This window comes from Klebsiella terrigena, from assembly GCF_006539725.1.
Taxonomy (GTDB): Bacteria; Pseudomonadota; Gammaproteobacteria; order Enterobacterales; family Enterobacteriaceae; genus Klebsiella; species Klebsiella terrigena.
Genome location: NZ_BJNO01000012.1, coordinates 106,441 through 133,158, shown reverse-complemented (window position 1 = coordinate 133,158; position 26,718 = coordinate 106,441). Strand labels below are relative to the sequence as shown.

Here is a 26,718-nt window from a genome sequence, read left to right as displayed (position 1 = left end):
GTCATGGCTGAATTACTGTTAGGGGTCAACATTGACCATATCGCTACGCTACGTAACGCTCGCGGCACCGCATACCCGGACCCGGTACAGGCAGCATTTATCGCCGAGCAGGCCGGCGCCGACGGTATCACCGTGCATCTGCGTGAAGACCGCCGCCATATCACCGACCGCGACGTGCGCGTCCTGCGCCAGACGCTGGATACCCGCATGAACCTCGAAATGGCGGTGACCGAAGAGATGCTGGCGATCGCCTGCGAAACCAAACCGCATTTCTGCTGCCTGGTGCCGGAGAAGCGCCAGGAAGTGACCACCGAAGGCGGCCTGGACGTGGCCGGCCAGCGCGAAAAAATGCGCGACGCCTGCCAGCGTCTTGCCGATGCCGGCATTCTGGTTTCGCTGTTCATTGATGCCGATTTTGCGCAAATTAAGGCGGCGGCGGAAGTGGGCGCGCCCTATATCGAAATTCATACCGGCTGCTACGCGGATGCCAAAAGCGACGCGCAGCAGGCCAAAGAGCTCGAGCGCATTGCCAAAGCGGCCACCTACGCCGCCAGCCTTGGCCTGAAGGTCAATGCCGGACACGGTCTGACCTACCACAACGTCAAGGCCATCGCCCGACTGCCGGAAATGCATGAGCTGAATATTGGCCACGCGATTATCGGTCGCGCGGTGATGAGCGGCCTAAAGGAAGCGGTTGCTGAAATGAAGCGCCTGATGCAGGAAGCCCGTCCTTAATGGCTATTCTCGGGCTGGGCACGGATATCGTTGAAATTGCCCGCATTGAAGCGGTGATCGCCCGTAGCGGCGATCGCCTTGCCCGACGCGTATTAAGCGATAGCGAGTGGGCAATCTGGGAGCAGCACCAGCAGCCGGTGCGCTTTCTGGCCAAGCGCTTCGCGGTGAAAGAGGCGGCGGCAAAAGCGCTGGGTACCGGCATTCGTAACGGTTTGGCTTTTAATCAGTTTGAGGTTTATAACGACGAGCTGGGTAAACCGAAGCTGCGCCTGTGGGGCGAGGCCAGGAATCTGGCGGAGCGCCTGGGAGTCAGCGCCGTTCACGTCACGCTGGCCGATGAGCGCCACTACGCCTGCGCAACGGTCATTATCGAAAGCTAGATTTTATCCGCGTGGTGCATCAGCACAAACTTATCCCACAGCTGCTCTTCGTTCTCGGGGTGCGCCGGATCTTTAAGGATCGTATTGGGGATCGGGCACACTTTTTGACAGGTGGGCGTTTCGTAATGACCCACGCATTCCGTGCAGCGATCGCTGTTAATTTCATAAATGCTATCACCCATCGAAATGGCCTCGTTCGGACATTCCGGTTCGCACATATCGCAGTTGATGCATTTTTTGGTAATTAACAGCGCCATCAGGTAATTCTCAGAAACAACACAAACAGGGCGGGCATTATACGCCCATTTTCTGCTCACACCAGCTTTTTCACCAGCGCCTCGCTGTGGCGAATACGCTCCGGCGCATGCTCAAGATCCTGCTGTACCAGCGCCATAAACAGCAGATCCGTCAGCATCATCTGCGCGCTGGTTGAGGAGATCGCCGCGCTGCGCGTCGCCTGCTCTTCGGCAATGGTGTACAGGCACTGGGAGGCCTGCTGCTGCAGCGCGTTGGGGCTGAAGCCGGTGATCGCGAGGATCCGGCAGCCAACGCGCAGGGCTTCCGCCGCCGCCATGTTGATTTCCCGGCGTTCGCCGGAATAGGAGATGGCGAGCAGCAGATCGTCTGGCGACATCGCCTGGACGGTGGCCAGCAGGGCGTGCATATCCTGCTCGGCGACGGCGTTGACGCCAATTTTCATCAGCTTCCAGCTGAAGTTGCGCGCCACCAGGCCCGAGGCGCCGATGCCGGTAATAATGACCCGGCGAGCGGTACGCAGCAGCGCAACGGCCTCCAGCAGCTTCTCTTCGCTGTTAACGTCCAGCGAGGCGTGCATCGCCGCCACGTTATCCTTAATCAGCTTTTCGCCCACCAGACGCAGCGGATCGTCGCCGAGGATCTGGTTATGCACCGGGACCGACTGCGGGTCGGGCGCGCTGGCCAGCGCTTCGCTCAGCGCCAGCTTCAGGGCCGGGAAACCTTTGAAGCCCATCTTCTGGGCGAATTTCACCACGCTCGACTGGCTGACGCCCGCTTCACCCGCCAGCTGCTGCGAGCTGAGGTGCCGGGTCTGGTCCGGCTGGGCGAGGATAAAATCAGCCAGCTTTTTATCGCTTGCCGCCAGCGACAGGTAGCGCTGGCGAATGCGGATTAAACAGTTCATAGGTTTTCCTGAGGACAGCCTTCACCCTCTGCTGAAAGAATTTTGTATTCGATTATAAGAGGATTATGGCGAATTAAAAATTCTGGCGCTGAGATTTATTAATCAACGACCTTAACCTAAATTCAACGCTCGCAGATGTTTTTAATATTAAGGGTGCAAGGCTGGTAAGCTAGCGGGCAGCCGGAATGACGAAAAGAAGAGGTTGAGTTTGAATAGCGCTATGCGTCGGGTGGTCTTTTTTGATCTTGATGGAACCCTGCACCAGCAGGATATGTTTGGCAGCTTCATACGCTACGTCCTGCGTCATCAGCCCCTGAATCTTCTGCCGGTAGCGCTTTTGCTGCCGGTTATCCTCGGCGGGCTGCTGGTCAACGGCAGGGCGGCGCGCTGGCCGATGAGCCTGCTGCTGTGGGCCTCCACCTGCGGGCGCAGCGAGGCGAAGCTCAAGCGTCTTGAGGCGAACTTTGTCCGCTGGTTTCGCCAGCACGTGACGGCGTTCCCGGTGGTGCATGCCCGGCTAACGGGCTATTTGACCAGCACCGATGCCGACGTCTGGCTGATCACCGGTTCACCGCAGTCGCTGGTGGAGCAGGTCTATTTTGATACGCCCTGGCTACCGAGAGTGAACCTCATCGCCAGCAGAATGGCGCGCCGCTACGGCGGCTGGGTCCTGACTCTGCGCTGCCTGGGGCATGAAAAAGTGGTGCAGCTGGAGCAAAAAATTGGCGCGCCGCTGCGGCTGTATAGCGGCTACAGCGACAGCGAGCAGGATAATCCGCTGCTCTGCTTTTGCCAGCATCGCTGGCGGGTGACGCCGCAGGGCGATCTGCATCAGCTAGAGTGATAGTGTCTAATGCGCGGCCGGCATGTATAATGCGCCCCGCTTTTGCACAGGAGTCCCGCTTTGTCTGACCATGAACGCAATGATGAATACTGGATGCGTCACGCTTTGACGCTGGCTAAACGCGCCTGGGAAGAGGGCGAGGTGCCGGTGGGTGCCGTGCTGGTACACAATAACCAGGTCATCGGCGAGGGCTGGAATCGGCCGATCGGCCGCCACGATCCGACCGCGCACGCCGAGATCATGGCCATACGCCAGGGCGGGCTGGTGCTGCAAAACTACCGCCTGATTGACGCCACGCTGTACGTGACCCTCGAGCCGTGCGTGATGTGCGCCGGGGCGATGGTGCATAGCCGCATCTCGCGGCTGGTATTTGGCGCCCGGGATGCGAAAACCGGCGCCGCCGGATCGCTTATCGACGTGCTGCACCATCCGGGGATGAACCATCGGGTTGAGATCGCTGAAGGCGTTCTCGCCGAGTCGTGTTCGGCCATGCTGAGCGATTTTTTCCGCTGGCGGCGGGAAGAGAAAAAGGCGCTGAAAAAGGCGCGCCAGGCGGACGAGAGCTAGTGGTTCAGCCCGGGGATTTTGAACCTGGCGTTATCGACCAGCGCTTCGGTGCGGAATTTGAAAAACGGTAGCGTCTGCTCTTCCTTTTTATCTACCTCATCCGGCATAACCGCCGGATAGTCACCGGCCATCGCCAGCGCCTGCTGGTCCTTCCTCTCCTTCTCGGACAGATAGCCGACCAGGCTAATGTGGTATTTGCGAATGTTCTCGACGTAAGCGTACGCTTCATGGCCCCGCGCGTAGCCGTATTTCAGCCTGCTGTAGTAGGATTTTTGGCTGAGAAGCGGCAGGCGCTGCTTCACGTCCGCCCAGCTGTTGGGATTCCCTTGCTGTTTTTTCGTCAGGGCGATGGCGTCGAGAATATGCGCGTAGCCCATATTGTACGCCGCCAGCGCAAACCAGATCCGCTCATCTTTGGGGACCGAATCCGGAACCTTGTTCATCATATCCTGCAGATAGCGCATGCCGCCGTTGACGCTCTGCTCGGCATCGGTGCGGTCGGTTAATCCCAGGCTCTGAGCGGTGTTTCTGGTGAGCATCATCATCCCGCGAACCCCGGTCGGTGAGGTCGCCTGCGGATCCCAGTGCGACTCCTGCCAGGCAATAGCCGCCAGCAGGCGCCAGTCGATCTGGCGGGCGTACTTTTCAAACATTGGCTGCAGGTCCGGCAGGACATTCTCTACCGCCCGCAGGAAGGTGCGCGTATCGACATAATCGAAATCGTTGCCGTGCCCGAGATACTTCTCTTCCAGCCGCGCCAGGGTACCGTCTTCATTAATGTTGTTGAAGAAATCGAGCATCGCCGCCGAGAGCGAGTTGTCTTCGCCCTTGACGCTAAACCAGGTCACCGGCTGCTCATCGCTGATATCCAGCGCGACCGCCAGCTCAGGATGCACGCGCTGAAACAGGCTGACCGCCACGGAATCGGCGATGGTGTAGCTCAGATCGCCATCGATCACCGCCTGCATTAGCGCCGTGGTGCCGCGCTTTTCATCGACGCGCCAGCTGAGATCGGGGTATTTGCTCTCCTTCAGGCTCTGCAGGTCGTTAATGGCGACGTGGCCCGGCGCGATAGCCAACTGGTCGGCATTGAGGCCAGCAAGGGTGCGCGGGCGGGGGCTGCCGACCCGGTAGACCAGCTGCTGCGATACGGAGTAGTAGCTCGGTCCCGGCTGATAGTTCTTCACCCGCTCGGAGTTATAGACCAGCCCGGCGCCGAGCATGTCGGCCTTCCCGTTATCCAGATCGTCAAACAGCTGGCTGATATTCTGCCGAACGGTGATCTTCAGCTTTACGCCGAGGTAGTCGGCAAACTGCTGCGCCAGCTCGTAATCAAGGCCGTAGGTTTTGTCATTGATGGTCGCAAAGGTCATCGGCGAATTGATGGTGCTGATGCGCAGCTCCCCGCGCGACATAATTCCCGCCACGCGGTTCTCTGGTTTGCCCGACCACGGGATCGACGGCCACAGGGCAGCCGCCAGCAATAAGGTAACAATGCCGATGAGCAGATAATTAATCTTTAGTTTTTTCAGATAGTTAATCTTCTGCAGCTCTATGTTCCTCAGCAGACTATGACCGGAAAAAGTAAAAGGTTGTCGTTGAATGAGCGGCATTTTGCTTAAGAATGCGCCAGTTGGCAACTTATTCGCGATAGAGGTCACATTTAATGATAAACGCGACGAATGATTTTATTTCCACGCAAACGGTTTCGTCAGGGCGCAGGATTCACTATAATAGCGCCCGTTTCCCCCCTGGCTCATATTGAAAGCTTCGAAGACGAGAGACTTATGATGGAAATTTTGCGTGGTTCACCTGCACTGTCGGCATTTCGTATCAATAAACTGCTGGCACGTTTCCAGGCGGCCAACATACCGGTAAGCACAATATATGCAGAGTATGTTCATTTTGCCGACCTGAACGCCCCGCTCGGCGGTGAGGATCGCGAGAGGCTGGCACGACTGCTCAAGTATGGCCCAAGCTTAAGTAGCCATACCCCAACCGGTAAATTACTGCTCGTCACCCCCCGCCCTGGCACCATCTCCCCCTGGTCTTCTAAAGCTACCGATATCGCCCATAACTGCGGCCTGGCACAGGTTGTGCGCCTCGAGCGCGGTGTAGCGTACTACGTTGAAGCCAGCACGCTGAGCGCAGAGCAGTGGGCCGTTGTTGCAGATGAGCTGCACGACCGAATGATGGAAAGCGTATTCGACGCGCTGGAAGAGGGCGCGAAGCTGTTCGCTCAGCATCAGCCTAAGCCGGTCACCAGCGTCGATCTGCTGGGCCAGGGCCGTCAGGCGCTAATTGACGCTAACCTCCGTCTGGGGCTGGCGCTGGCGGACGACGAAATCGACTACCTGCAGGATGCTTTCAAAACGCTGGGCCGTAACCCGAACGATATCGAACTGTATATGTTCGCGCAGGCCAACTCCGAGCACTGCCGCCACAAGATTTTTAACGCCGATTGGGTCATCGACGGCGAACAGCAGCCGAAGTCGCTGTTTAAGATGATCAAAAATACTTTTGAGAAGACCCCGGACTACGTTCTGTCCGCTTACAAAGACAACGCCGCGGTCATGGAAGGTTCTGAGGTCGGGCGCTTCTTCGCCAGCCATCAGGACGGGATTTATGACTACCATCAGGAAGCGGCGCATATCCTGATGAAGGTAGAAACGCACAACCACCCGACGGCGATTTCTCCGTGGCCGGGCGCAGCGACCGGTTCCGGCGGTGAAATCCGCGATGAAGGCGCAACCGGACGCGGGGCGAAACCCAAAGCGGGCCTGGTCGGGTTCTCGGTCTCTAACCTGCGCATCCCGGGCTTTGAACAGCCGTGGGAAGAAGACTTTGGCAAACCGGACCGCATCGTGACCGCGCTGGATATCATGACCGACGGTCCGCTGGGCGGCGCGGCGTTTAACAACGAATTTGGTCGTCCGGCGCTGAACGGCTACTTCCGCACCTATGAAGAAAAGGTGACCAGCCACAACGGTGAAGAGCTGCGCGGCTACCACAAGCCGATCATGCTGGCTGGCGGCATCGGCAACATCCGCGCCGATCATGTCCAGAAAGGCGAAATTATCGTTGGGGCGAAGCTTATCGTGCTCGGCGGCCCGGCGATGAACATTGGCCTCGGCGGCGGTGCGGCCTCGTCTATGGCATCCGGTCAGTCTGATGCGGACCTCGATTTCGCCTCCGTCCAGCGCGACAACCCGGAAATGGAACGTCGCTGCCAGGAGGTCATTGACCGCTGCTGGCAGCTGGGCGACGCCAACCCGATTCTGTTTATCCACGACGTCGGCGCGGGCGGCCTTTCGAACGCCATGCCGGAGCTGGTGAGCGACGGCGGCCGCGGCGGTAAATTCCAGTTGCGCGATATCCTCAGCGACGAGCCGGGCATGAGCCCGCTGGAAATCTGGTGTAACGAATCCCAGGAGCGCTACGTATTAGCAGTGGCGCCGGACCAGCTGCCGCTGTTTGACGAGCTGTGCCGCCGCGAGCGCGCGCCTTACGCCGTGATTGGCGACGCTACCGAAGAGCTGCATCTGAATATGAGCGACAGCCATTTCAACGACCAGCCGATCGATCTGCCGCTGGACGTGCTGTTGGGCAAAACGCCGAAAATGACCCGCGACGTACAGACCCTGAAGGCCAAAGGCGAAGCGCTGAATCGCCAGGGAATGACCGTTGCCGACGCGGTAAATCGCGTTCTGCACCTGCCGGCGGTGGCGGAGAAAACCTTCCTCGTCACCATCGGCGACCGCACCGTTACCGGTATGGTGGCGCGCGACCAGATGGTTGGCCCGTGGCAGATCCCGGTGGCGAACTGCGCGGTTACCACCGCCAGCCTCGATAGCTACTACGGCGAAGCGATGGCCCTTGGCGAACGTTCGCCGGTGGCATTACTCGATTTCGCCGCCTCCGCCCGCCTGGCGGTCGGAGAAGCGCTGACCAACGTGGCGGCAACGCAAATTGGCGCACTGAATCGCGTGAAGCTTTCGGCAAACTGGATGGCAGCGGCCGGACACCCGGGCGAAGATGCCGGTCTGTACGAAGCGGTGAAAGCGGTTGGCGAAGAGCTGTGCCCGGCTCTGGGCCTGACTATCCCGGTCGGCAAAGATTCTATGTCGATGAAAACCCGCTGGCAGGAAGGCAGCGAGCAGCGCGAGATGACCTCTCCGCTGTCGCTGGTGATCACCGCCTTTGCCCGCGTGGAAGACGTGCGTCGCACCGTGACGCCGCAGCTCTTGACCGAAGACAACGCCCTGCTGCTGATTGATTTAGGCAACGGCCACAACGCGCTGGGCGCGACCGCGCTGGCGCAGGTTTATCGCCAGCTGGGCGATACCCCGGCGGACGTTCGCGACGTCGCGCAGCTGAAAGGCTTCTGGGACGCAATGCAGGCGCTGGTGGCTGAACGCAAGCTGCTGGCATACCACGACCGTTCCGACGGCGGCCTGCTGGTGACGCTGGCCGAGATGGCCTTCACCGGCCACTGCGGCGTGGATGTGGATATCGCTGCGCTGGGCGACGATAGCCTGGCGGCGCTGTTCAACGAAGAGCTCGGGGCGGTTATTCAGGTTCGCGCTGCGGATCGCGAGGCGGTTGAAGCGCTGCTGGCCTCCCACGGTCTGGCGGAGTGCACCCACTACCTGGGTCAGGCAACGGCGAGCGATCGCTTCGTCATCACCGCCAACGGCAGCCCGGTATTCAGCGAAAGCCGCTCTACGCTGCGTATGTGGTGGGCAGAAACCACCTGGCAGATGCAGCGTCTGCGCGATAACCCCGAGTGTGCCGATAGCGAGCACGCCGCGAAAAGCAACGACAGCGATCCTGGCCTCAACGTTAAGCTCTCTTTCGATATCAACGAAGATATCGCCGCGCCGTACATTGCGACCGGCGCGCGTCCGAAGGTGGCGGTACTGCGCGAGCAGGGCGTTAACTCGCACGTTGAGATGGCCGCGGCCTTCCATCGCGCGGGCTTTGATGCCGTTGACGTGCACATGAGCGACCTGCTTGCGGGCCGTACCGGCCTTGCTGACTTCCAGGCGCTGGTGGCCTGCGGCGGCTTCTCTTACGGCGACGTGCTGGGCGCGGGCGAAGGCTGGGCGAAATCGATTCTGTTCAACGACCGCGTGCGCGATGAGTTTGCGACCTTCTTCCATCGTCCGCAGACCCTGGCGCTGGGCGTGTGTAACGGCTGTCAGATGATGTCCAACCTGCGGGAGCTGATCCCGGGAAGCGACCTGTGGCCGCGCTTCGTACGTAACTACTCTGACCGCTTTGAGGCGCGCTTCAGCCTGGTTGAAGTGACGCAAAGCCCGTCTCTGCTGCTGCAGGGGATGGTCGGCTCAATGATGCCTATCGCCGTGTCTCACGGTGAAGGGCAGGTGGAGGTTCGCGACGGCGCGCATCTGGCGCAGCTTGAGAGCAAAGGCCTGGTCGCGCTGCGTTTCGTCGATAACTTCGGTAAAGTGACCGAAAGCTACCCGGCGAACCCGAACGGCTCGCCGAACGGGATTACCGCCGTTACCAGCGAAAGCGGTCGCGCCACCATTATGATGCCGCACCCTGAGCGCGTCTTCCGCAGCGTGGCAAACTCCTGGCACCCGGAAAACTGGGGCGAAGACAGCCCGTGGATGCGTATTTTCCGCAACGCGCGTAAGCAGCTGGGCTAAACCGAACCCTGGCTGATGCTCTAAAAGGCCTCCCGCGAAAGCGGGGGGCCTTTTTGTTTGTGATGGCTATCGCTGCAGGGTGTCGGGATTTACCGACAAACGCCGGGGAGAGGTGTCTCTAAAAGGAGACATTTAACCTTTTGATTTTAAACAGGGTTGCTAAGTCAGGGTTTAAGTGTCGCTAAATGGCGACAGCATGGCTAAAAAACAGACATCGCCGTCAGGGGTGTAAAATATAGAAAACCATTTATATTTCATTGTGTTAATAAAATGTTTTGTAATGTGGCATAGAACGTGCATAATAATAGGCAGTGGCTCATTCACCTTCTTATGTCAGCCCCTTCGGGACGCGCTACATAAACTTCGAATGACGCACAACAAGGTGCCTGCCGTCCAACTCCTGATAATAGCTCTGCTTTATCAGCCATCGGGCGAAACGTCGAGTTAGGCACCGCCTTATTTCTTAATAAAGCCAGGCAAATGCCTGGCTTTATTATGTCCGCCGTATGGCAAGCCGTCGGCGCGCGGGGATAATGACCCGCGCCGTTGACGGGAAATGCCCCGACCCGTCTCCCTTCCTGCGGCAGAACTGCGGATTGCACCTGTTACTCTGCGGCGTCCTCGGTTAGCATCGTCTTAAGCGAATGTTTGAGGCTATATACTTGAAGCGACTCTCCCTTTTCCCCCGATCGTTGCGCCAGCTGGTGACGCTCTCCTTTGTGCTGATCCTGCTACCGCTGCTGGTTCTGGCCTGGCAGGCGTGGCAGAGCCTGAACGCTCTCAGCGCCCAGGCCGCGCACATCAACCGCACCACCCTGGTTGACGCCCGGCGCAGCGAGGCGATGGTTAACGCTTCGCTGGAAATGGAGCGCAGCTACCGCCAGTACTGCGTGCTGGACGATCCGACGCTGGCGAAGGTTTATCAAAATCAGCGCAAGCGCTACAGCGAAATGCTGGACGCCCACGCCGGCGTGCTGCCGGATGAGAAAATTTGGCAGGCCCTGAGCCAGGATTTGAGCGACCTGGCGCAGCTGAAGTGCAAAAACAGCAGCCCCGACGCGAAGTCAGCAGAGAGTCTGGAAGCCTTCGCCACGGCCAACAGCGTCATGGTGCAGGCCACCCGAACGGTCGTCTATTCGCGCGGCCAGCAGCTGCAGCAGGAGATCGCCGAACGCGGGCAGTTCTTCGGCTGGCAGGCGCTGGTGCTGTTCCTGCTGAGCCTGGCGCTGGTGCTGCTGTTTACCCGGATGATCATCGGCCCGGTAAAGGGGATTGAGAAGATGATTAACCGGCTGGGAGAAGGGAAGTCGCTGGATAACGCGGCGCTGTTCACCGGGCCGCGCGAGCTGCGCTCGGTCGGCGAACGCATTATCTGGCTGAGCGAGCGCCTGGCCTGGCTGGAGTCGCAGCGGCATCAGTTTTTGCGCCATCTCTCCCATGAGCTGAAAACGCCCTTAGCCAGCATGCGCGAAGGTACGGAGCTGCTTGCCGACCGCGTTGCCGGACCTTTGACCGCCGAGCAGCAGGAGATTGTCGAGATCCTCGACGCCAGCAGCCGCAACCTGCAAAAGCTGATTGAACAGCTGCTTGATTACAACCGTAAACAGGCCGACGGCCCGGTGGCGCGCGAAACGGTTAACCTTGCGGAACTGGTCGAAAGCGTAGTCTCTGCCCACAGCCTGCCGGCAAGAGCTAAACTGATGCGCACGGAACTCAGCCTGGAGGCCCGGTTCTGCCAGGCGGAGCCGGCTTTGTTGGCGAGCGTGCTGGACAATCTCTACTCCAATGCGGTGCACTATGGTGCTGAATCCGGTAACATTCATATTCACAGCTACCGGCACGGCGAGCAGGTGCGCATCGACGTAAGCAACAGCGGCGAGCCGATACCGCCAGTGGAAAGAAAAATGATATTTGAGCCCTTTTATCAGGGAAGTCACCAGCGTAAAGGGGCGGTAAAAGGCAGCGGCCTCGGGCTAAGCATTGCGCGGGACTGCGTTCGACAAATGCAGGGCGAGCTAAGCCTGGTCGACGATCTACCCGGGCTTATCTGTTTTCGCATCACGCTACCCGCCGCCGAGCCGGGAAAAATCAACACATGAATCAACAATGGGTGACTATGTCCCACTTTTTCGCATGGGTTCGTCCCGTCAAGGTCTGGCTGCTGACCGGCGTTTCCTGCCTGGCGCTGGCCGGATGTTCCACGGCTTTATCACCGCACACGGCAAGCGACAAAGCGCAGCCCGAGCTGCCGCAGCATCAGGTGGCGGATTTCCTCTCGGTTGAGTGCGCGGATATCTGGTCCCTGAACGGGGATATCAGCGACAAAAATCCGCTCTACTGGCTACGCGGAATTGACTGCGCCGATCGCCTTTCTCCGGTGCAGGCGCGGGCGGAAGCCCGGCTGCACGGTGACGACCGCTGGCAGGATGCGTTTAAGCGCGGCATTTTGCTGGCGGACGCCAAAATTACCCCCGACGAGCGGCGCGAGCTGGTTTCTCGCCTGGACACCTTCAGCTCGCAAATAGCCGTGCAGGTGCGCGCGCTTTACCAGCTCTGGCGCGACGGCCAGAGCCGACAGCTGCAGCTGGTGGACGAGCGCTCCCGCTACGCGAAACTACAGCAGACCAGCGATGCCGAGCTCGACGCGCTGCGCCAGCAGGAGCAGCAGCTGCGCGGCGAGCTGGAGCTCACCACGCGTAAGCTGGAAAATCTTACCGATATCGAACGTCAGCTCTCTACCCGCAAGCCGGGCGGAAATTTTAATTCTGACGTCGGGCACGGCGGCGAAAAAATCCCGGAGGCCACGCATGACGAGCCGTAAACCCGCGCGCCTGCTGCTGGTGGACGATGACCCAGGGCTGCTGAAGCTGCTGGGGATGCGTCTTGTCAGCGAAGGCTACAGCGTGACCACTGCCGAAAGCGGGCCCGAAGCGCTGCGCGTGCTGGGACGCGATAAGGTCGACCTGGTGGTCAGCGATTTGCGCATGGATGAAATGGACGGCCTGCAGCTGTTTGCCGAAATCCAGAAGGTGCAGCCGGGAATGCCGGTGATTATTCTCACCGCCCACGGCTCGATTCCTGATGCGGTGGCGGCGACCCAGCAGGGTGTGTTCAGCTTCCTGACCAAGCCGGTAGACAAGGACGCGCTGTACAAAGCCATTGATGACGCGCTGGAGCACAGCGCGCCGACGACGGATGAGCGCTGGCGTCAGGCGATTGTGACCCGTAGCCCGCTGATGCAGCGCCTGCTGGAGCAGGCGGGCATGGTGGCGCAGTCGGACGTCAGCGTGCTGATTAACGGCCAGAGCGGCACCGGCAAAGAGATCGTCGCCCAGGCGATCCATAACGCCAGCCCGCGCCACGCCAAGCCCTTTGTCGCCATTAACTGCGGCGCCCTGCCGGAGCAGCTGCTGGAGTCGGAGCTGTTTGGCCACGCCCGCGGCGCCTTTACCGGCGCGGTCAGCAATCGGGAAGGGCTGTTTCAGGCCGCCGAAGGGGGCACGCTGTTTCTCGATGAGATCGGCGATATGCCGGTGGCTCTGCAGGTCAAACTGCTGCGCGTTCTGCAGGAGCGCAAGGTTCGCCCGCTGGGCAGCAACCGCGACATCGACATCGACGTGCGCATCGTCTCCGCCACCCACCGCGACCTGCCTAAGGCGATGGCGCGCGGCGAGTTCCGCGAAGATCTGTTTTATCGCCTGAACGTGGTGAACCTCAAGATCCCGCCTCTCGCCGATCGCACCGAGGATATTCCGCTTCTTGCCAACCATCTGCTGCGCCAGTCGGCCGACCGGCATAAGCCGTTTGTTCGCGCCTTCTCGACCGACGCGATGAAGCGGCTGATGGCCGCCAAATGGCCGGGCAACGTGCGCCAGCTGGTGAACGTGATTGAGCAGTGCGTGGCGCTGACCTCCTCGCCGGTGATCAGCGATGCGCTGGTGGAGCAGGCGCTGGAAGGCGAAAATACCGCGCTGCCGACCTTCGTTGAGGCGCGTAATCAGTTTGAGCTGAACTACCTGCGCAAGCTGCTGCAAATTACCAAAGGTAACGTGACGCACGCGGCCAGAATGGCCGGGCGCAACCGCACCGAATTTTATAAACTGCTGTCGCGCCACGAGCTCGACGCCAACGACTTTAAAGAGTAGCTCCGCGCCATAGCGCAAGTTATGATACGGTAAGCAACCGGTTACGCGACTAAGACAGGAACACCATGAAAAAGATTGATGCGATTATTAAACCTTTCAAGCTGGATGACGTGCGTGAAGCGCTGGCGGAAGTCGGCATCACCGGGATGACGGTAACGGAAGTGAAGGGCTTTGGCCGCCAGAAGGGCCATACCGAGCTGTACCGCGGTGCGGAGTACATGGTGGATTTTCTGCCAAAAGTGAAAATCGAAATCGTGGTCACGGATGATATCGTCGATACCTGCGTCGATACCATTATCCGCACGGCGCAGACCGGTAAAATCGGCGATGGTAAAATCTTTGTCTTTGACGTGGCGCGCGTGATCCGTATCCGTACCGGCGAAGAAGACGACGAAGCGATTTAAGTTTTAACCCTCTCCCCGGCGGGGAGAGGGTCATCAATTACAGTACCTTGTGCGGGCCGAAGCATTCGTAATGAATGCGCTCGCTATTGACGCCAAGCGCCACCAGCTGCTTTGCCGCATGCTGCATAAAGGCCACCGGGCCGCAGAGGTAGAACTGCATCAGCGGGTCGCGCAGGCTCTCTGCCTGAGCGGTCAAATCCATCAAACCTTCGCTATTAAAACGCGCCGCCTGACGGTCCTCTTCACCTGGGCTGCGATACCAGACGTGAGACGCAAACTTAGGCAGGGCCGCGCCCAGCGCGCTGACCTCATCGGCAAAGGCGTGAACCTCACCGTTTTCCGCCGCGTGGAACCAGTTAACCTGCGCCGGATGCCGCGCTTTTGCCAGCGAATCCAGCATTGCCAGCATTGGCGTCTGGCCGACGCCGCCGGAGAGCAGCGTTACCGGGGTTTCGGCGTCAACGGTCAGGAAGAAGTCGCCCGCCGGCGCCGCGAGGTGGACAACGTCCCCTTCGCTTGACGCATTGTGCAGCCAGTTCGAAACCTGGCCGCCGCTCTCGCGCTTCACGGCAATGCGATAGCCTTTACCATCCGCCTTACGCGTCAGGGAGTACTGGCGAATCTCCTGATATTCAAACCCTTCCGGCTTCAGCCAGACGGCCAGGTACTGGCCCGGCTGATAGTCGGCAACCGGCTGGCCGTCCACCGGCTCCATCTCGAAGCTGGTGATCAGCGCGCTGCGCGGGGTTTTCTTCACAATGCGGAACGCGCGGGTGCCTTCCCAGCCGCCGGTCTTGCTGGCGCTATCCTGATAGATTTCGGCTTCGCGATTGATAAAGACGTTAGCCAGCACGCCGTAGGCTTTGGCCCACGCATCAAGGACTTCCTGGCCCGGGCTGAACATTTCATCCAGCGTCGCCAGCAGGTGGCCGCCGACGATATTGTACTGCTCCGGACGGATCTGGAAGCTGGTGTGCTTCTGCGCGATTTTCTCTACCGCCGGCAGCAGGGCCGCCAGGTTATCGATATTGCTCGCGTAGGCAGCAATAGCGTTAAACAGCGCTTCACGCTGATCGCCGTTGCGCTGGTTGCTCATATTGAAGATTTCTTTGAGTTCGGGGTTATGAGCAAACATGCGATCGTAGAAGTGGGCGGTCAGCTTAGGACCCGTTTCGACCAGCAGGGGAATGGTGGCTTTGACCGTAGCGATGGTTTGAGCGTCGAGCATAGCAGCTTCCTTTAGTATTATCTTAATGATGCATTTCAAATGCATCTTATATAAATAACCCTGCAATGTAAATGGTTCTTTAACACACTGCATTAAAACAGTTACAACGTGAAGAATTTGCATCACAAACCTGAAAAGAAATCCGTTGATAATCGGAGAGGCGTTATTGCTCAAAGCCTTGTGTCATGCGGAGCCAAACGTTTGCGTAAAATCGTTTGTCAAGACCTGTTATCACAGAACGATTCAGTTATACTGTGGCCCGTCGCCCAAAAAGGCCCCCATTTAGAGCTGTAATCTATTGTTAGCTGAGCAGGAGATGCGGATGTTAAAGCGTGAAATGAACATTGCCGATTATGATGCCGAACTGTGGCAGGCTATGGAGCAGGAAAAAGTACGTCAGGAAGAGCACATCGAACTGATCGCCTCCGAGAACTACACCAGCCCGCGCGTTATGCAGGCTCAGGGTTCTCAGCTGACCAACAAATATGCCGAAGGCTATCCGGGCAAGCGCTACTACGGCGGCTGCGAATACGTTGATATCGTCGAGCAGCTGGCTATCGACCGTGCAAAAGAGCTGTTTGGCGCCGACTACGCCAACGTGCAGCCGCACTCCGGTTCTCAGGCTAACTTCGCGGTTTACACCGCTCTGCTGCAGCCGGGCGATACCGTTCTCGGTATGAACCTCGCGCAGGGTGGCCACCTGACTCACGGCTCCCCGGTTAACTTCTCCGGCAAGCTGTACAACATCATCCCTTACGGTATTGATGAGTCCGGTAAAATTGACTACGAAGACATGGCGAAGCAGGCGCAGACCCATAAGCCGAAGATGATCATCGGCGGCTTCTCTGCCTATTCCGGCGTCGTTGACTGGGCAAAAATGCGTGAAATCGCCGACAGCATCGGCGCTTACCTGTTCGTTGATATGGCCCACGTTGCCGGCCTGATCGCCGCTGACGTCTATCCGAACCCGGTTCCGCACGCTCACGTTGTGACCACCACGACCCATAAAACCCTGGCGGGTCCGCGCGGCGGCCTGATCCTGGCGAAAGGCGGTAGCGAAGAGCTGTACAAAAAGCTGAACTCTGCCGTATTCCCAAGCGCCCAGGGCGGCCCGCTGATGCACGTTATCGCTGCGAAAGCCGTGGCGCTGAAAGAAGCGATGGAGCCTGAGTTCAAGGTCTACCAGCAGCAGGTCGCTAAGAATGCCAAAGCGATGGTGGAAGTGTTCCTGAACCGCGGCTACAAAGTGGTCTCCGGCGGTACTGAAAACCACCTGTTCCTGCTGGATCTGGTTGATAAGAACCTGACCGGTAAAGAAGCTGACGCCGCCCTGGGCCGCGCCAACATCACCGTGAACAAAAACAGCGTGCCGAACGATCCGAAGAGCCCGTTTGTGACTTCCGGTATCCGTATCGGTTCTCCGGCGGTGACTCGCCGCGGCTTCAAAGAAGCTGAAGTGAAAGAGCTGGCCGGCTGGATGTGTGACATTCTGGACAATATCAATGACGAAGCGGTAACCGAGCGCGTTAAAGGTAAAGTTCTGGATATCTGCGCCCGCTTCCCGGTTTACGCATAACGCTTAGCTGTTGAAAGCGAATAAAAGGCCGCGAATGCGGCCTTTTTTACGTCCGTTGTCCGATGATTAACGGCGGTCGAGGGAGATGGCGCCCGGGCCCACTATCGCCAGCAGCAGGAAGGCGCCGGCAATGCTGACGTTTTTATAGAAGTTAATCATATTCGGCAGCACCGCATCGCCGGACATATCCCAGTAGTGGTGGCCAATAACCGCCGTACCCAGCGTATAAAAAATAAAAATGACCGCCAGCGGACGCGTGAAGAAGCCGAGAATAATCAGGATCGCCGCCGGAACCTCCATCACGATAGCGATAATCGCCGCCAGCGTCGGCAGCGGCGCGCCGGATGACGCCATATATTGCACGGTGCCGCTAAACCCCATCAGCTTGGGGTAGCCAAAGATGATAAACAGCAGCACGACGGCAATTCGCGCAATCAGGAGCAGGACGTGGCGTGAGGAACCAAAATCAAAATAGCGTAATGCGTTCATAACCAGCACCTTATGAAAGACGTGTTCTTTAAACGTAATACACAATTTTGCTCCCCGCCACGAATTGAGACCGGCGCCTAAATTTTCTCCAGCGCCTCCTCCACGTACAGATAGCCAATGCCCAGCAGCTGCTGCGGACGCGTGAGCCGACCGAAGCTAATTTGGGTAGCGTGCGCGCGCGGAGCGTCGCCGTGGTCAAAGGGGTTAAAGCTGGTTTGTTTAACAATGGTGTTTAGCCACTGCTCGCCAAAAGCGCAGCTGCGGCCATAGAGCCATATCTGATTAATATTGAGCAGATTGAGGAAGTTATACAGGCTCAGGCCAATGGCGTTGGCGGAGCGTTCAACCCAGGCGCGGATATGCACGTCGCCCTGTTCCCAGGCCGCAATAAGCGACTCGGTGGTGAGTTTTTCAGGGGAGGGCTGCGCCTCCGGCTGGGTTTTTAGCCACACCCGAGCCTGCTTTTTCAACGCGCTGAGCGAGGCGATGGTTTCCAGACAGCCATAGCGCCCGCAGTCGCAGGCTGAGCCATCAGGATTGACGATCGTATGGCCAATCTGGCCGCTACCGTAGAGGCTTCCGCGGTAGATCTGATCGTTAATAACAAACGATGAACCAATACCGTAATCGACGTTGATCACGCAAAAATCCTGCGGCGCGGCGCTGTTCTGCCATTTTTCGGCCAGCGCCAGCATGGCGCAGTCATTATCGACCCTGACCTGAACGCCGAGCTCTTCCTCAAGTAAGTATTTGAGTTCGACAGGCGTTTTCCAGCGCGCCTGCGGCATGGTTTGCGAAACGCCGGTTACCGGATCTACCTGCCCGTGAACACCCAGCGCGATGTTGATTTTATGCTGCGGATAGCGGCGGTGGACGCGGCGCCAGCAGTCGATAATCGCCGCCAGCAAAGCCTGAGGCGTCGGCGCATCGATACGAATATGCTGGTGCGCGTCGACGGCCAGCAGGCGAGCGTCGGCGAGATGGTACTCAATGCTGGTGGGGGTGATGTTCATGCATAGCGTCCAGGCACCGTGGAGCGGGATCTGAAAGCTACCGCTATTGACGCCCCGATTGCTCATTTTTTCCGCGGAGTGGCTGATGAGGCCTTCGCTGAGCAGCTCGTCGAGTATGTTGCTCACCGCCGGAATGGAAAGCCCGCTGAGCTGAGCGAGCTGCGATTTGCTGAGCTGCTTTTCCCGCCACAAACAGGCCAGAAAGATTGATTTGTTGGCCTGCCTGACCCGAACGTTGTTGAACCCGGTTAGCTGCATACACTTAACTCCCTTAACTATATTGCGTGAGCATTGCGCATTTTAACCGCTATTCAAGATTATAAACTCGCCTCCATCAGGTTTTTACTTAATTACTTTTAGTGGAGAGCGCTATGCACGGTTCGGTTAAGGTCTGGCAGGAAACGATTACACTCCCGACGTGGACGACGGGAGCGGAGGATCCTAACCCGATGTTCCTCGAAAAGCGGGTCTATCAGGGTTCCTCCGGCAGCGTGTACCCCTATGGCGTGGTTGATACCTTAACCGGCGAGCGGGAGATGCGCGACTATCGGGCGGTGTGGATGGAGAATGATTTCATTCGCGTTATGCTTCTGCCGGAGCTCGGCGGCCGCATCCATCGCGCCTACGATAAAGTTAAGCAGCGCGATTTCGTCTACTACAACGAAGTGGTAAAACCGGCGCTGGTCGGCCTGCTCGGGCCGTGGATATCCGGCGGGATCGAGTTTAACTGGCCGCAGCACCATCGTCCGACAACCTTTATGCCCGTCGATTTTACCATCCAGCAGGGGGAAGGCGGCGTGCAAACCGTATGGATGGGCGAAGCCGAGCCCATGCGCGGGCTGCAGGTTATGGCCGGCTTTACCCTTTACCCCGACCGCGCGCTGATTGAAATTACCGGCAAGGTCTTTAACGGCAACGCCACGCCGCGCCACTTCTTATGGTGGGCCAACCCGGCGGTGAAGGGCGGAGATGCCCACCAGAGCGTGTTCCCACCTGACGTTACCGCCGTGTTCGATCACGGCAAGCGCGACGTTTCTGCCTTCCCCATCGCCACCGGCACCTACTATAAAGTGGACTACAGCGCGGGCGTGGATATCTCCCGCTATAAGAATGTCCCTGTACCGACCTCCTATATGGCAGAGAAATCAGCATATGATTTTGTCGGTGCCTACCATCACGATGAACGAGGCGGACTGCTGCACGTCGCCGATCACCATATCTCGCCGGGTAAAAAGCAGTGGAGCTGGGGTTATGGCGATTTCGGCCAGGCCTGGGATCGCAATCTGACCGACGCGAATGGCCCCTATATCGAGCTGATGACCGGCGTCTTTACCGATAACCAGCCGGATTTCACCTGGCTTGCGCCCTATGAAGAGAAAATTTTTGTCCAAAACTTCCTGCCGTATAGCGAGTTGGGAATGGTGCAAAATGCGAATACCCGCCTGGCGCTAAAGCTGGTTCGTGAAGAGGGACTGCTGCGGCTGGGAGTCTATGCGATTGCGCCGCTGGAAAATATCGTACTGGAGCTGAGCGCGGATAATCAGCCGCTCTATGAAACCCAGCTAACCCTGCAGCCGGGTGAAAGCTGGCAGCACGCGCTAGCGGAAAACGGCGCTTCGCGCTTGACCCTGCGGGCGAAAAGCGCCGAGGGCCAGCCGCTGCTGCATTATCAGGAGCATCTCGCCCAGCAGACCCCGTTACCGGAGCCGGCAACCGCGCCGGCGCTGCCGGACGACATCGACAACGGCGATGAACTCTATTTCATTGGCCAGCATCTTGAGCAGTATAACCACGCCAGCCGCTACGCCGGAGACTACTACCGTCGGGCTATTGCGATTGATCCCGAGGATTACCGAAATAACGTCGCCCTTGGCACCCTGGCGCTCAACGGCGCCGACTGGCCGCTGGCGGAGCAGTGCGCCCGCTCCGCGCTGCAGCGCGCCCATCGGCTGAATAAAAATCCGCGCGACGGCGAGGCCAGCATGCTTCTCGCCAGCGCTCTGGAAAGGCAGGGGGATGAAGCTGGCGCCTGGGATAGCTATTACAAAGCCTCATGGAGCGGCAGCTGCCGCGATGCGGCCTACTGGTCGCTGGCCCGGCTGGCGATGAAGCGCGGCGAGGTTGCCGATGCGCTGGAAAAAGTCGACATCAGCCTGCAATTTAATGCCACCAACCACCTCGCGATGGGCCTGAAGGCGCTGGCGCTGGCGAAATTAGGGCGCGGCGATGAGGCGCAGGATTATATCGTCCGCTGCCTCGGGCAGTATCCGCTGAGCTATCCGCTGCACTGCGTGCGCTGGATGATTAGCCAGGATCATGAATCCCGGGAAAACCTGCTGCGCGTCACCGGCCGCAGAGGTGCCAACGCCAGCCTGCTGGCGGGGTGGCTGCTCTCTATCGGACAGCCGTCGTCTGCACAGGCGCTGCTGGCGCTACTGGATTCTCAGGAGGCGCTGCCTATGCTGTGGCGCGCCGCGCTAAGTGACGACGCCGACGAGCGCCAGCAGTTCATCGCCTCGGCGCAGCGCGGTCACGCCCTGCGGGTCCGCTTCCCCAACACGCTGGATGAAGTCTGGATGCTGCAGCGGCTGGAAGAGAGCGCGTTTGCCCGCTATCTGCTGGGCTGCTTCTGGTATAGCAAGCGCCGCTACGAGGATGCCGTAATCTGCTGGCGTGACGTGCTGGCAAAAGATCCTGACTACGCGCCGGCCCATCGCCTGCTTGGCGTCTACGCGTGGAATAAGCGGCAGGATCTTTCCCAGGCGCTGGCCAGCCTGCAGCGAGCGGTGGACATTGAACCGCAGAATGCGCGCTTTCGCTTCGAGCTCGACTATCTCAATAAGCTGACCGGCGCGCCGGTTGGCGATCGATTACGCGATCTGCAGGCGCATCGCGCCGTGGTGCTGAAGCGGGACGATCTCACCGCCGAGTTGCTCAGCCTGTGGAACAGCAGCGGGCACTATGCCGAGGCCGCAGATATTCTCCGTACGCGAAAATTCCATCCCTGGGAAGGCGGGGAGGGCAAGGTGACGGGGCAATATCTGCTTAACCAGCTGCACGTTGCCTTACAGGCGATTGATGGCCGGGCGTACTCTGCGGCGACGCAGCGGCTGGAGGAGGCGCTGCGCTATCCCCTAAACCTCGGAGAGGGAAGGCTTCCGGGGCAGACGGATAACGATATCTGGTATTTGCTGGCCTACTGTGCCGCGCAGGCGGGAGAGACCCAGCGCGCCGCAGCCTGTTACCAGCGCGCGAGCCTGGGAGGTGCGTCGCTGGATGCCGGTCGCTACTACAACGATCAGCCCGCCGATTATCTCTTCTGGCAGGGAATGGCGCTGCGCAAGAGCGGCGACGTGCAGCAGGCGGACCGCCATTTCCACAATTTCATCGACTGGGCCCGACGCCATCGTGACGACGTCCCGGACGCCGATTTCTTCGCCGTCTCGCTGCCTGACCTGGTGGTGCTCGACGTCCCGGCGGCGCAGCAGCACCGGCAGCACTGCCTGTTTATTGAGGCGCTGGGATACCTCGGGCTGGGGAATATGGCTGACTACCGGCAAGCGATTCAGCAGCTGCTGGTCATCAACCCCGCCCACGATAAGGCGCATCTGATCGACCATGCCCTGCAAAGCGGCATTTTTTCCTGAACCTCAACCGGCGGGCTCGCGCCCGCCAACCCTACTGTTCCCTGCGTTTCCCTGAAAGAGGAATCCTTATGAATAACGCGCAGACACATTTGAAAATGGGCTACGTCTGGACGATCTGTCTGGTTGCCGCCTGCGGTGGTTTACTGTTTGGCTATGACTGGGTGGTGATCGGCGGCGCGAAGCCGTTTTATGAAGCCTATTTTTCCATTACCGACCCGGCGCAGTCCGGCTGGGCGATGAGTTCAGCGCTGGTTGGCTGCGTTTTCGGGGCGCTGGCTTCCGGATGGTGCGCGGATAAGTTTGGCCGCAAAATTCCGCTCATCATCGCCGCGGCGCTGTTTACGCTCTCGGCCTGGGGCACGGCGCTCGCCGGCAGTTTCGATCTGTTCGTGGCGTGGCGTATCGTTGGTGGACTGGGTATCGGGCTGGCTTCTGCGCTAAGCCCGATGTATATCGCCGAGATAAGTCCCGCCGCGCAGCGCGGACGCTTTGTGGCGGTGAATCAGCTGACGATTGTTATTGGCGTTCTGGCGGCGCAGCTGGTTAACCTGGCGATCGCAAAGCCGGTGGCCACTAGCGCTACGCTGGCAGAGATCAGCGCCAGCTGGAACGGGCAGGTAGGCTGGCGCTGGATGTTTGGTTCCGGCGTCGTGCCCGCGCTGGCGTTCCTGATCCTGATGTTTTTCGTTCCCGAGTCGCCGCGCTGGCTGGTTCGCGTGGGGAAAAGCCAGCGTGCGCACCAGATGCTGATGCGCATCGGCAATCAGCGCTACGCCGATGAAACCATCAGGGATATCGAGCAAACCCTCAGCAAAGACACGCAAAAAGTCTCCTGGTCCGCGCTGTGGCAGCCCAAAGTTCGCCCGATCATTGTGATGGGTATGGTGCTGGCAATGTTCCAGCAGTGGTGCGGTATTAACGTTATTTTCAACTACGCGCAGGAGATTTTCGCCTCCGCCGGATTTGACATTAACAGCACGCTGAAGTCGATCGTGGCGACCGGGCTTATCAACCTGATCTTTACCATCGCCGCGCTTCCGCTGGTCGACAGGATTGGTCGCCGCAGGCTGATGCTGCTCGGTGCCGCCGGGCTGACCATCATCTATGCGCTGATCGCTGCGGCCTACGGTCTGGGGATCCTGGGATTACCGGTGCTGATTCTGGTGCTGGCGGCGATCGCTATTTACGCGCTGACGCTGGCGCCGGTGACCTGGGTACTGTTATCGGAAATTTTCCCTAACCGCGTGCGCGGGCTGGCGATGTCGCTGGGTACGCTGGCGCTGTGGGTGGCCTGCTTCCTGTTAACCTATACCTTCCCGCTGCTTAATGCCGGGCTGGGCGCGTCGGGCAGCTTCCTGCTGTACGGGGTTATATGCGCGGCGGGGTATCTGTACATTCTGCGCAACGTTCCGGAAACCAAAGGCGTTACGCTGGAGGCGCTGGAAGAGCAGCTGGCGCAGCGTCATGCCGGCAGGCAGGCGCTGAAACAGGAGCAGACGCGCTAATGGCGGACAGCTTCATTCTGGAAAACGCGCATCTACGGATGCGCGTCGATCCGCAGGGTGGCAAGGTGCAAAGCCTGTTCTCCCGCCGGCATCAAACCCCGGTGTTGCATGAAAATCCTGCCGGCGGCCTGTTTCCGATGGTGCCGCTGGCAAACCGGGTGGCCGGCAACCGCTTCTCCTTTCGGGGGCGCGAAATCATCCTGCCGAATCATCAGGCGGACGCGCGTTTTTTTCTCCACGGCGACGGCTGGCTCAGCGCATGGGAGGTCATCGAACGCTGCGCAGAACGCTGTGTGCTGCAGCTGCATAGCCGCCACGCCTGCGGATTCGACTATCGCGCGCAGATCCGCTACGAGCTACGGCAGGGGGAGCTTCTCGCCTCCCTGACCGTTACCCACTTCGGCGACGAGCCGATGCTCTACGGCGGCGGCTTTCACCCCTTTTTTGCCTTCGACAGGCTAAGCCGGATGCAGTTTCAGGCGAGCGGCCACTGGCCTGAGGGCGACTTGCACTTGCCGCTTAGCTGGCGCGGCGAGCTGCCGGAGGGCGGCGATTTCACGCAGCCCGCCTGTGGAGAGGATAGCTGGCTGAACGTCTGCTATTCCGGCTGGAACGGCACGGCTGTCATTCAGCGAGAAGTGATGTCTGTCACAATTTCATCGCAAACACCGTGGCTTATGCTGTTCCGTATGTCGGGTGAACCGTTTGTCTGCCTTGAGCCGCAAAGTCATCCTGTAAACGCTCACAACGTGGACGGGCAGCCTGGTCTGGTGGTATTAGGCCCAGGGGATAGGGTTTCATGGTCGCTAAAAATCGCGGTTAAATAGGCCAGATTCAGCGGGTTATACCTAAATCCTCGGCTTGCGCCCGCCGAGGTTTGTCGCCAGACTGTCGCCTCCATTCGGGAGGAAATCATGGTCTTGCACTCCACGCGCTGGCTGGCGCTTAGTTACTTTACCTACTTCTTTAGCTACGGCATCTTTCTGCCGTTCTGGAGCGTCTGGCTGGCAGGCGCGGGGCTGACGCCGGAAACGATCGGTATGCTGCTCGGCGCCGGGCTGGTGGCGCGCTTTCTCGGCAGTCTGCTGATTGCGCCACGGGTGAGCGATCCCTCCCGGCTTATTTCTGCCCTGCGGGTGCTGGCGCTGCTGACCCTGCTGTTTGTCCTTGGCTTTTGGGCCGATAGCCGCGTCGCCTGGCTGATGGCGGTGATGGTCGGCTTCAATCTGTTCTTCTCTCCGCTGGTACCGCTGACCGATGCGCTGGCAAATACCTGGCAAAAGCAGATAACCATGGACTACGGGCGCGTGCGCCTGTGGGGTTCGGTGGCGTTTGTGATCGGCTCCGCGCTGACCGGCAAGCTGGTCAGCCTGTTTGATTATCGGGCAATCCTGGTGCTGCTAAGCCTCGGCATCGCTTCCATGTTGCTGGGAATGCTGCTTAAACCCTCGGTGATGCCGCAGGGGGAAGTTCGCCACCAGCAGGCGGCCGGGCTCCCGGCATGGCTGAAGCTGGTGCGCCAAAGCTGGCGCTTTCTCGCCTGCGTCTGCCTGCTGCAGGGCGCCCATGCCGCCTACTATGGCTTCAGCGCGATTTACTGGCAGGAGGCGGGCTATTCCGCTTCGGCGATCGGCTATCTGTGGTCGCTGGGGGTGGTTGCGGAGGTGGTTATCTTTGCGCTGAGCAAAAAAGCCTTTAGCCGCTTCAGCGCGCGGGATCTGCTGCTGCTCTCCGCCGTTTGCGGGCTGGTTCGCTGGACGCTGATGGGCTGGACCACCGAGCTGCCGTGGCTCATTGTCGCGCAGATCCTGCACTGCGGCACCTTTACGGTATGTCACCTTGCGGCGATGCGCTATATTTCGGCGCGTCAGGGCGGGGAGGTGATTCGTCTGCAGGCGATCTACTCCGCGGTGGCGATGGGGGGCAGCATTGCGGTAATGACGGTATTTGCCGGCTTCCTCTACCAGCATCTGCACCAGGGCGTGTTCTGGGTGATGGCGCTGGTTGCCCTGCCGGCACTGGTGCTGAGGCCGAAGGCGGTATCCTAGTCCTCGAGCATTTGACAAATATGCTGCCGCTGGTGATCGCTGAACATCTCCTCAGCGTGAAACAGCGGCGGTGAAAACAGCGGCAGCGCCGTAGCATAAGGGGTCACCACCAGCGCCACGCCCTTCGGCGCGCCTTCCTTTTGAAAGGCGTGAACGTTCTGATATTTGATATTGAGCGGCAGCAGGGTCAGCTCGCGCAGCTGCAGCTCAAGAGCCTGCTCGAGCTCGGGATTGTCGTGGGTCAGCAGCACCACCTGCTTCTCGTGCAGCTCGCTTTTCTGCATCAGCCATGCGCCAAAAATTACCGCAATCAGCCCCACTTCCTCCTGATTAAAGCGAACCCTGTAGGCGCTCTCAAACTCCTCCAGCGCCGTTTTGGTGGTGCGCATCAGGCGCGGATAGAGGCGGCTCATCTCCTCCGGCAGCGCATTATCGATACCGATCGCGAACACGCTGCGGTTCAGCGCCTGGGAGAGATGAATATAGAGCTGGTCGCTCAGCCCTTGATCGTCGCTAAACGGCCGGCCGGATAAATCCTGGAAACGGTGGATCAGGCCGGAGATGGCCAGGTGCAGGCGGCGGTCCTGCTGGTGGCCATCGCGGATAGGATCGGGCGTTTTGAGCAGCATGAACAGCAGGGTCAGAAACAGCTGCTCGCCCGCGTGCGGCGCGGTGGCGACCCGACGCTGCCAGTGGCGGATAATCTCAGCAGCCAGTATTGACTCCGCCGCCTCCTGGGTCCAGCGCTGCTGATCTTCGGTAAAGGTCGGCGTCTGCCCGAGATGATGCTGAAGCAGGCAGTACTGCAGATAGAGGCGCAGGAAGTGAATATCCCGACAGTCAAACTGGCGGTTAAGCGTCCGGGCGCAGCGGTTGACCAGCGCCTGCAGATTGGTGTCGTCATATAAGGTGCGCGCAACGCCCTGCAGTTTAAGCTGCGTTTTTAATGCCGGGGTAAAATGGTGGCTGATAAAATGCGGACACAGGCGCAGTGCCCGGCGTAAGCCGTGCAGCAGGCACAGGCGTTGATCGATTGCGGCGCCTTCAATCCGATAGCTGCCGTCCACCTGCGACGCGAGGGTCAGCCGGTGGTAACGCTGAATGTCACGTCCCGTCTCCGCGATATCCTGCCGGGCCGTCGCCTCATCAACAAAGTTGATCGCGCTAAGCCGCTCGGGGGTGACCGGCTGCCCGGGCAGATAAAACATCAGCAGGACCTGGTTACGGCGCTGTGGACTGGAAAGCGCAGATGGTGGTTCAATCACGGTCATCATCTGATAAGTTCCAGTTAGGGTTTTCG

Annotated in this window: 21 protein-coding genes; 14 read left to right on the top strand and 7 right to left on the bottom strand. The window is 59.3% G+C overall.

Annotation, left to right across the window (positions count from 1 at the left end; genetic code table 11):
* The first annotated feature begins 3 nt into the window (after nt 1-3).
* Together pdxJ and acpS are read left to right on the top strand one after the other, a co-directional pair.
* On the top strand, nt 4-735 hold the full coding sequence (gene pdxJ, locus RTE01_RS14825) for a pyridoxine 5'-phosphate synthase (RefSeq protein ID WP_115192107.1): 732 nt from the start codon (nt 4-6) through the stop codon (nt 733-735).
* Nucleotides 735-1,115 carry a holo-ACP synthase gene (acpS, locus tag RTE01_RS14820; RefSeq protein WP_123710377.1) on the top strand — a complete coding sequence of 127 codons (381 nt, stop codon included), beginning with the start codon at nt 735-737 and terminating at the stop codon, nt 1,113-1,115. Before pdxJ ends, acpS begins: the two co-directional genes overlap by 1 nt.
* Here the strand turns inward: acpS and RTE01_RS14815 are convergent.
* On the bottom strand, nt 1,112-1,372 hold the full coding sequence (locus RTE01_RS14815; RefSeq protein ID WP_041146749.1) for a YfhL family 4Fe-4S dicluster ferredoxin: 261 nt from the start codon (nt 1,370-1,372) through the stop codon (nt 1,112-1,114). The genes acpS and RTE01_RS14815 overlap by 4 nt on opposite strands.
* Before the next feature lie 56 nt (nt 1,373-1,428).
* Entirely contained in the window at nt 1,429-2,277 is an 849-nt protein-coding gene (locus RTE01_RS14810) for a MurR/RpiR family transcriptional regulator (RefSeq protein ID WP_134527300.1), read from the bottom strand.
* A gap of 220 nt (nt 2,278-2,497) precedes the next feature.
* On the opposite strand from RTE01_RS14810, the gene yfhb reads away from it, so the two are divergent.
* Nucleotides 2,498-3,121: a phosphatidylglycerophosphatase C gene (yfhb, locus tag RTE01_RS14805; protein WP_166793786.1), complete on the top strand. Its 624-nt coding sequence runs from the start codon at nt 2,498-2,500 to the stop codon at nt 3,119-3,121.
* Between the two features lie 60 nt (nt 3,122-3,181).
* Nucleotides 3,182-3,688 carry a tRNA adenosine(34) deaminase TadA gene (gene tadA, locus RTE01_RS14800; RefSeq protein WP_041146746.1) on the top strand — a complete coding sequence of 169 codons (507 nt, stop codon included), beginning with the start codon at nt 3,182-3,184 and terminating at the stop codon, nt 3,686-3,688.
* Here the strand turns inward: tadA and mltF are convergent.
* Complete coding sequence (gene mltF / locus RTE01_RS14795) at nt 3,685-5,301, bottom strand: membrane-bound lytic murein transglycosylase MltF (protein ID WP_134527297.1); 1,617 nt, start codon at nt 5,299-5,301, stop codon at nt 3,685-3,687. The two genes, tadA and mltF, sit on opposite strands and share 4 nt — an antisense overlap.
* Nucleotides 5,302-5,475: 174 nt before the next feature.
* Here mltF and purL point away from each other — a divergent pair, with 174 nt between their 5' ends.
* From purL to glnB, 5 genes are all read left to right on the top strand, one after another.
* The gene (gene purL, locus RTE01_RS14790; RefSeq protein WP_115192109.1) at nt 5,476-9,363 is read left to right on the top strand and encodes a phosphoribosylformylglycinamidine synthase; all 3,888 of its coding nucleotides are present in this window, start codon (nt 5,476-5,478) and stop codon (nt 9,361-9,363) included.
* Nucleotides 9,364-10,025: 662 nt separating this feature from the next.
* On the top strand, nt 10,026-11,462 hold the full coding sequence (locus RTE01_RS14785) for a sensor histidine kinase (protein WP_134527294.1): 1,437 nt from the start codon (nt 10,026-10,028) through the stop codon (nt 11,460-11,462).
* A 17-nt stretch (nt 11,463-11,479) separates the two neighbouring features.
* The gene (qseG, locus tag RTE01_RS14780) at nt 11,480-12,184 is read left to right on the top strand and encodes a two-component system QseEF-associated lipoprotein QseG (RefSeq protein ID WP_166793785.1); all 705 of its coding nucleotides are present in this window, start codon (nt 11,480-11,482) and stop codon (nt 12,182-12,184) included.
* Nucleotides 12,171-13,508, top strand: a complete 1,338-nt coding sequence (gene glrR, locus RTE01_RS14775) for a two-component system response regulator GlrR (RefSeq protein WP_041146741.1) — start codon at nt 12,171-12,173, stop codon at nt 13,506-13,508. The genes qseG and glrR overlap by 14 nt, the downstream gene beginning before the upstream one ends.
* Nucleotides 13,509-13,573: 65 nt before the next feature.
* The gene (glnB, locus tag RTE01_RS14770; protein ID WP_041146740.1) at nt 13,574-13,912 is read left to right on the top strand and encodes a nitrogen regulatory protein P-II; all 339 of its coding nucleotides are present in this window, start codon (nt 13,574-13,576) and stop codon (nt 13,910-13,912) included.
* 37 nt (nt 13,913-13,949) lie between these two features.
* On the opposite strand, the gene hmpA is transcribed toward glnB, so the two are convergent.
* Nucleotides 13,950-15,140 (bottom strand): NO-inducible flavohemoprotein, encoded by a 1,191-nt coding sequence (hmpA, locus tag RTE01_RS14765; protein ID WP_141335133.1) that lies wholly within the window; start codon nt 15,138-15,140, stop codon nt 13,950-13,952.
* A 322-nt stretch (nt 15,141-15,462) separates the two neighbouring features.
* Between hmpA and glyA the strand changes: the two genes are divergently transcribed.
* Nucleotides 15,463-16,716: a serine hydroxymethyltransferase gene (gene glyA / locus RTE01_RS14760; protein WP_041146738.1), complete on the top strand. Its 1,254-nt coding sequence runs from the start codon at nt 15,463-15,465 to the stop codon at nt 16,714-16,716.
* A gap of 66 nt (nt 16,717-16,782) precedes the next feature.
* Here glyA and RTE01_RS14755 read toward each other — a convergent pair whose 3' ends face one another.
* Together RTE01_RS14755 and RTE01_RS14750 are read right to left on the bottom strand one after the other, a co-directional pair.
* On the bottom strand, nt 16,783-17,250 hold the full coding sequence (locus RTE01_RS14755; protein ID WP_071844961.1) for a DoxX family protein: 468 nt from the start codon (nt 17,248-17,250) through the stop codon (nt 16,783-16,785).
* Nucleotides 17,251-17,282: 32 nt separating this feature from the next.
* Nucleotides 17,283-18,476 carry an ROK family transcriptional regulator gene (locus tag RTE01_RS14750; RefSeq protein WP_141335131.1) on the bottom strand — a complete coding sequence of 398 codons (1,194 nt, stop codon included), beginning with the start codon at nt 18,474-18,476 and terminating at the stop codon, nt 17,283-17,285.
* Nucleotides 18,477-18,589: 113 nt separating this feature from the next.
* On the opposite strand from RTE01_RS14750, the gene RTE01_RS14745 reads away from it, so the two are divergent.
* From RTE01_RS14745 to RTE01_RS14730, 4 genes are all read left to right on the top strand, one after another.
* Entirely contained in the window at nt 18,590-21,865 is a 3,276-nt protein-coding gene (locus tag RTE01_RS14745) for a DUF5107 domain-containing protein (RefSeq protein WP_134527288.1), read from the top strand.
* A gap of 68 nt (nt 21,866-21,933) precedes the next feature.
* On the top strand, nt 21,934-23,370 hold the full coding sequence (locus tag RTE01_RS14740; protein ID WP_141335129.1) for a sugar porter family MFS transporter: 1,437 nt from the start codon (nt 21,934-21,936) through the stop codon (nt 23,368-23,370).
* Complete coding sequence (locus RTE01_RS14735; protein WP_141335127.1) at nt 23,370-24,197, top strand: aldose 1-epimerase; 828 nt, start codon at nt 23,370-23,372, stop codon at nt 24,195-24,197. The genes RTE01_RS14740 and RTE01_RS14735 overlap by 1 nt, the downstream gene beginning before the upstream one ends.
* Before the next feature lie 87 nt (nt 24,198-24,284).
* Nucleotides 24,285-25,418, top strand: a complete 1,134-nt coding sequence (locus RTE01_RS14730) for a 3-phenylpropionate MFS transporter (RefSeq protein WP_134527285.1) — start codon at nt 24,285-24,287, stop codon at nt 25,416-25,418.
* Here RTE01_RS14730 and csiE read toward each other — a convergent pair.
* On the bottom strand, nt 25,415-26,692 hold the full coding sequence (gene csiE / locus RTE01_RS14725; RefSeq protein WP_141335125.1) for a stationary phase inducible protein CsiE: 1,278 nt from the start codon (nt 26,690-26,692) through the stop codon (nt 25,415-25,417). The two genes, RTE01_RS14730 and csiE, sit on opposite strands and share 4 nt — an antisense overlap.
* Nucleotides 26,693-26,718: the final 26 nt, after the last annotated feature.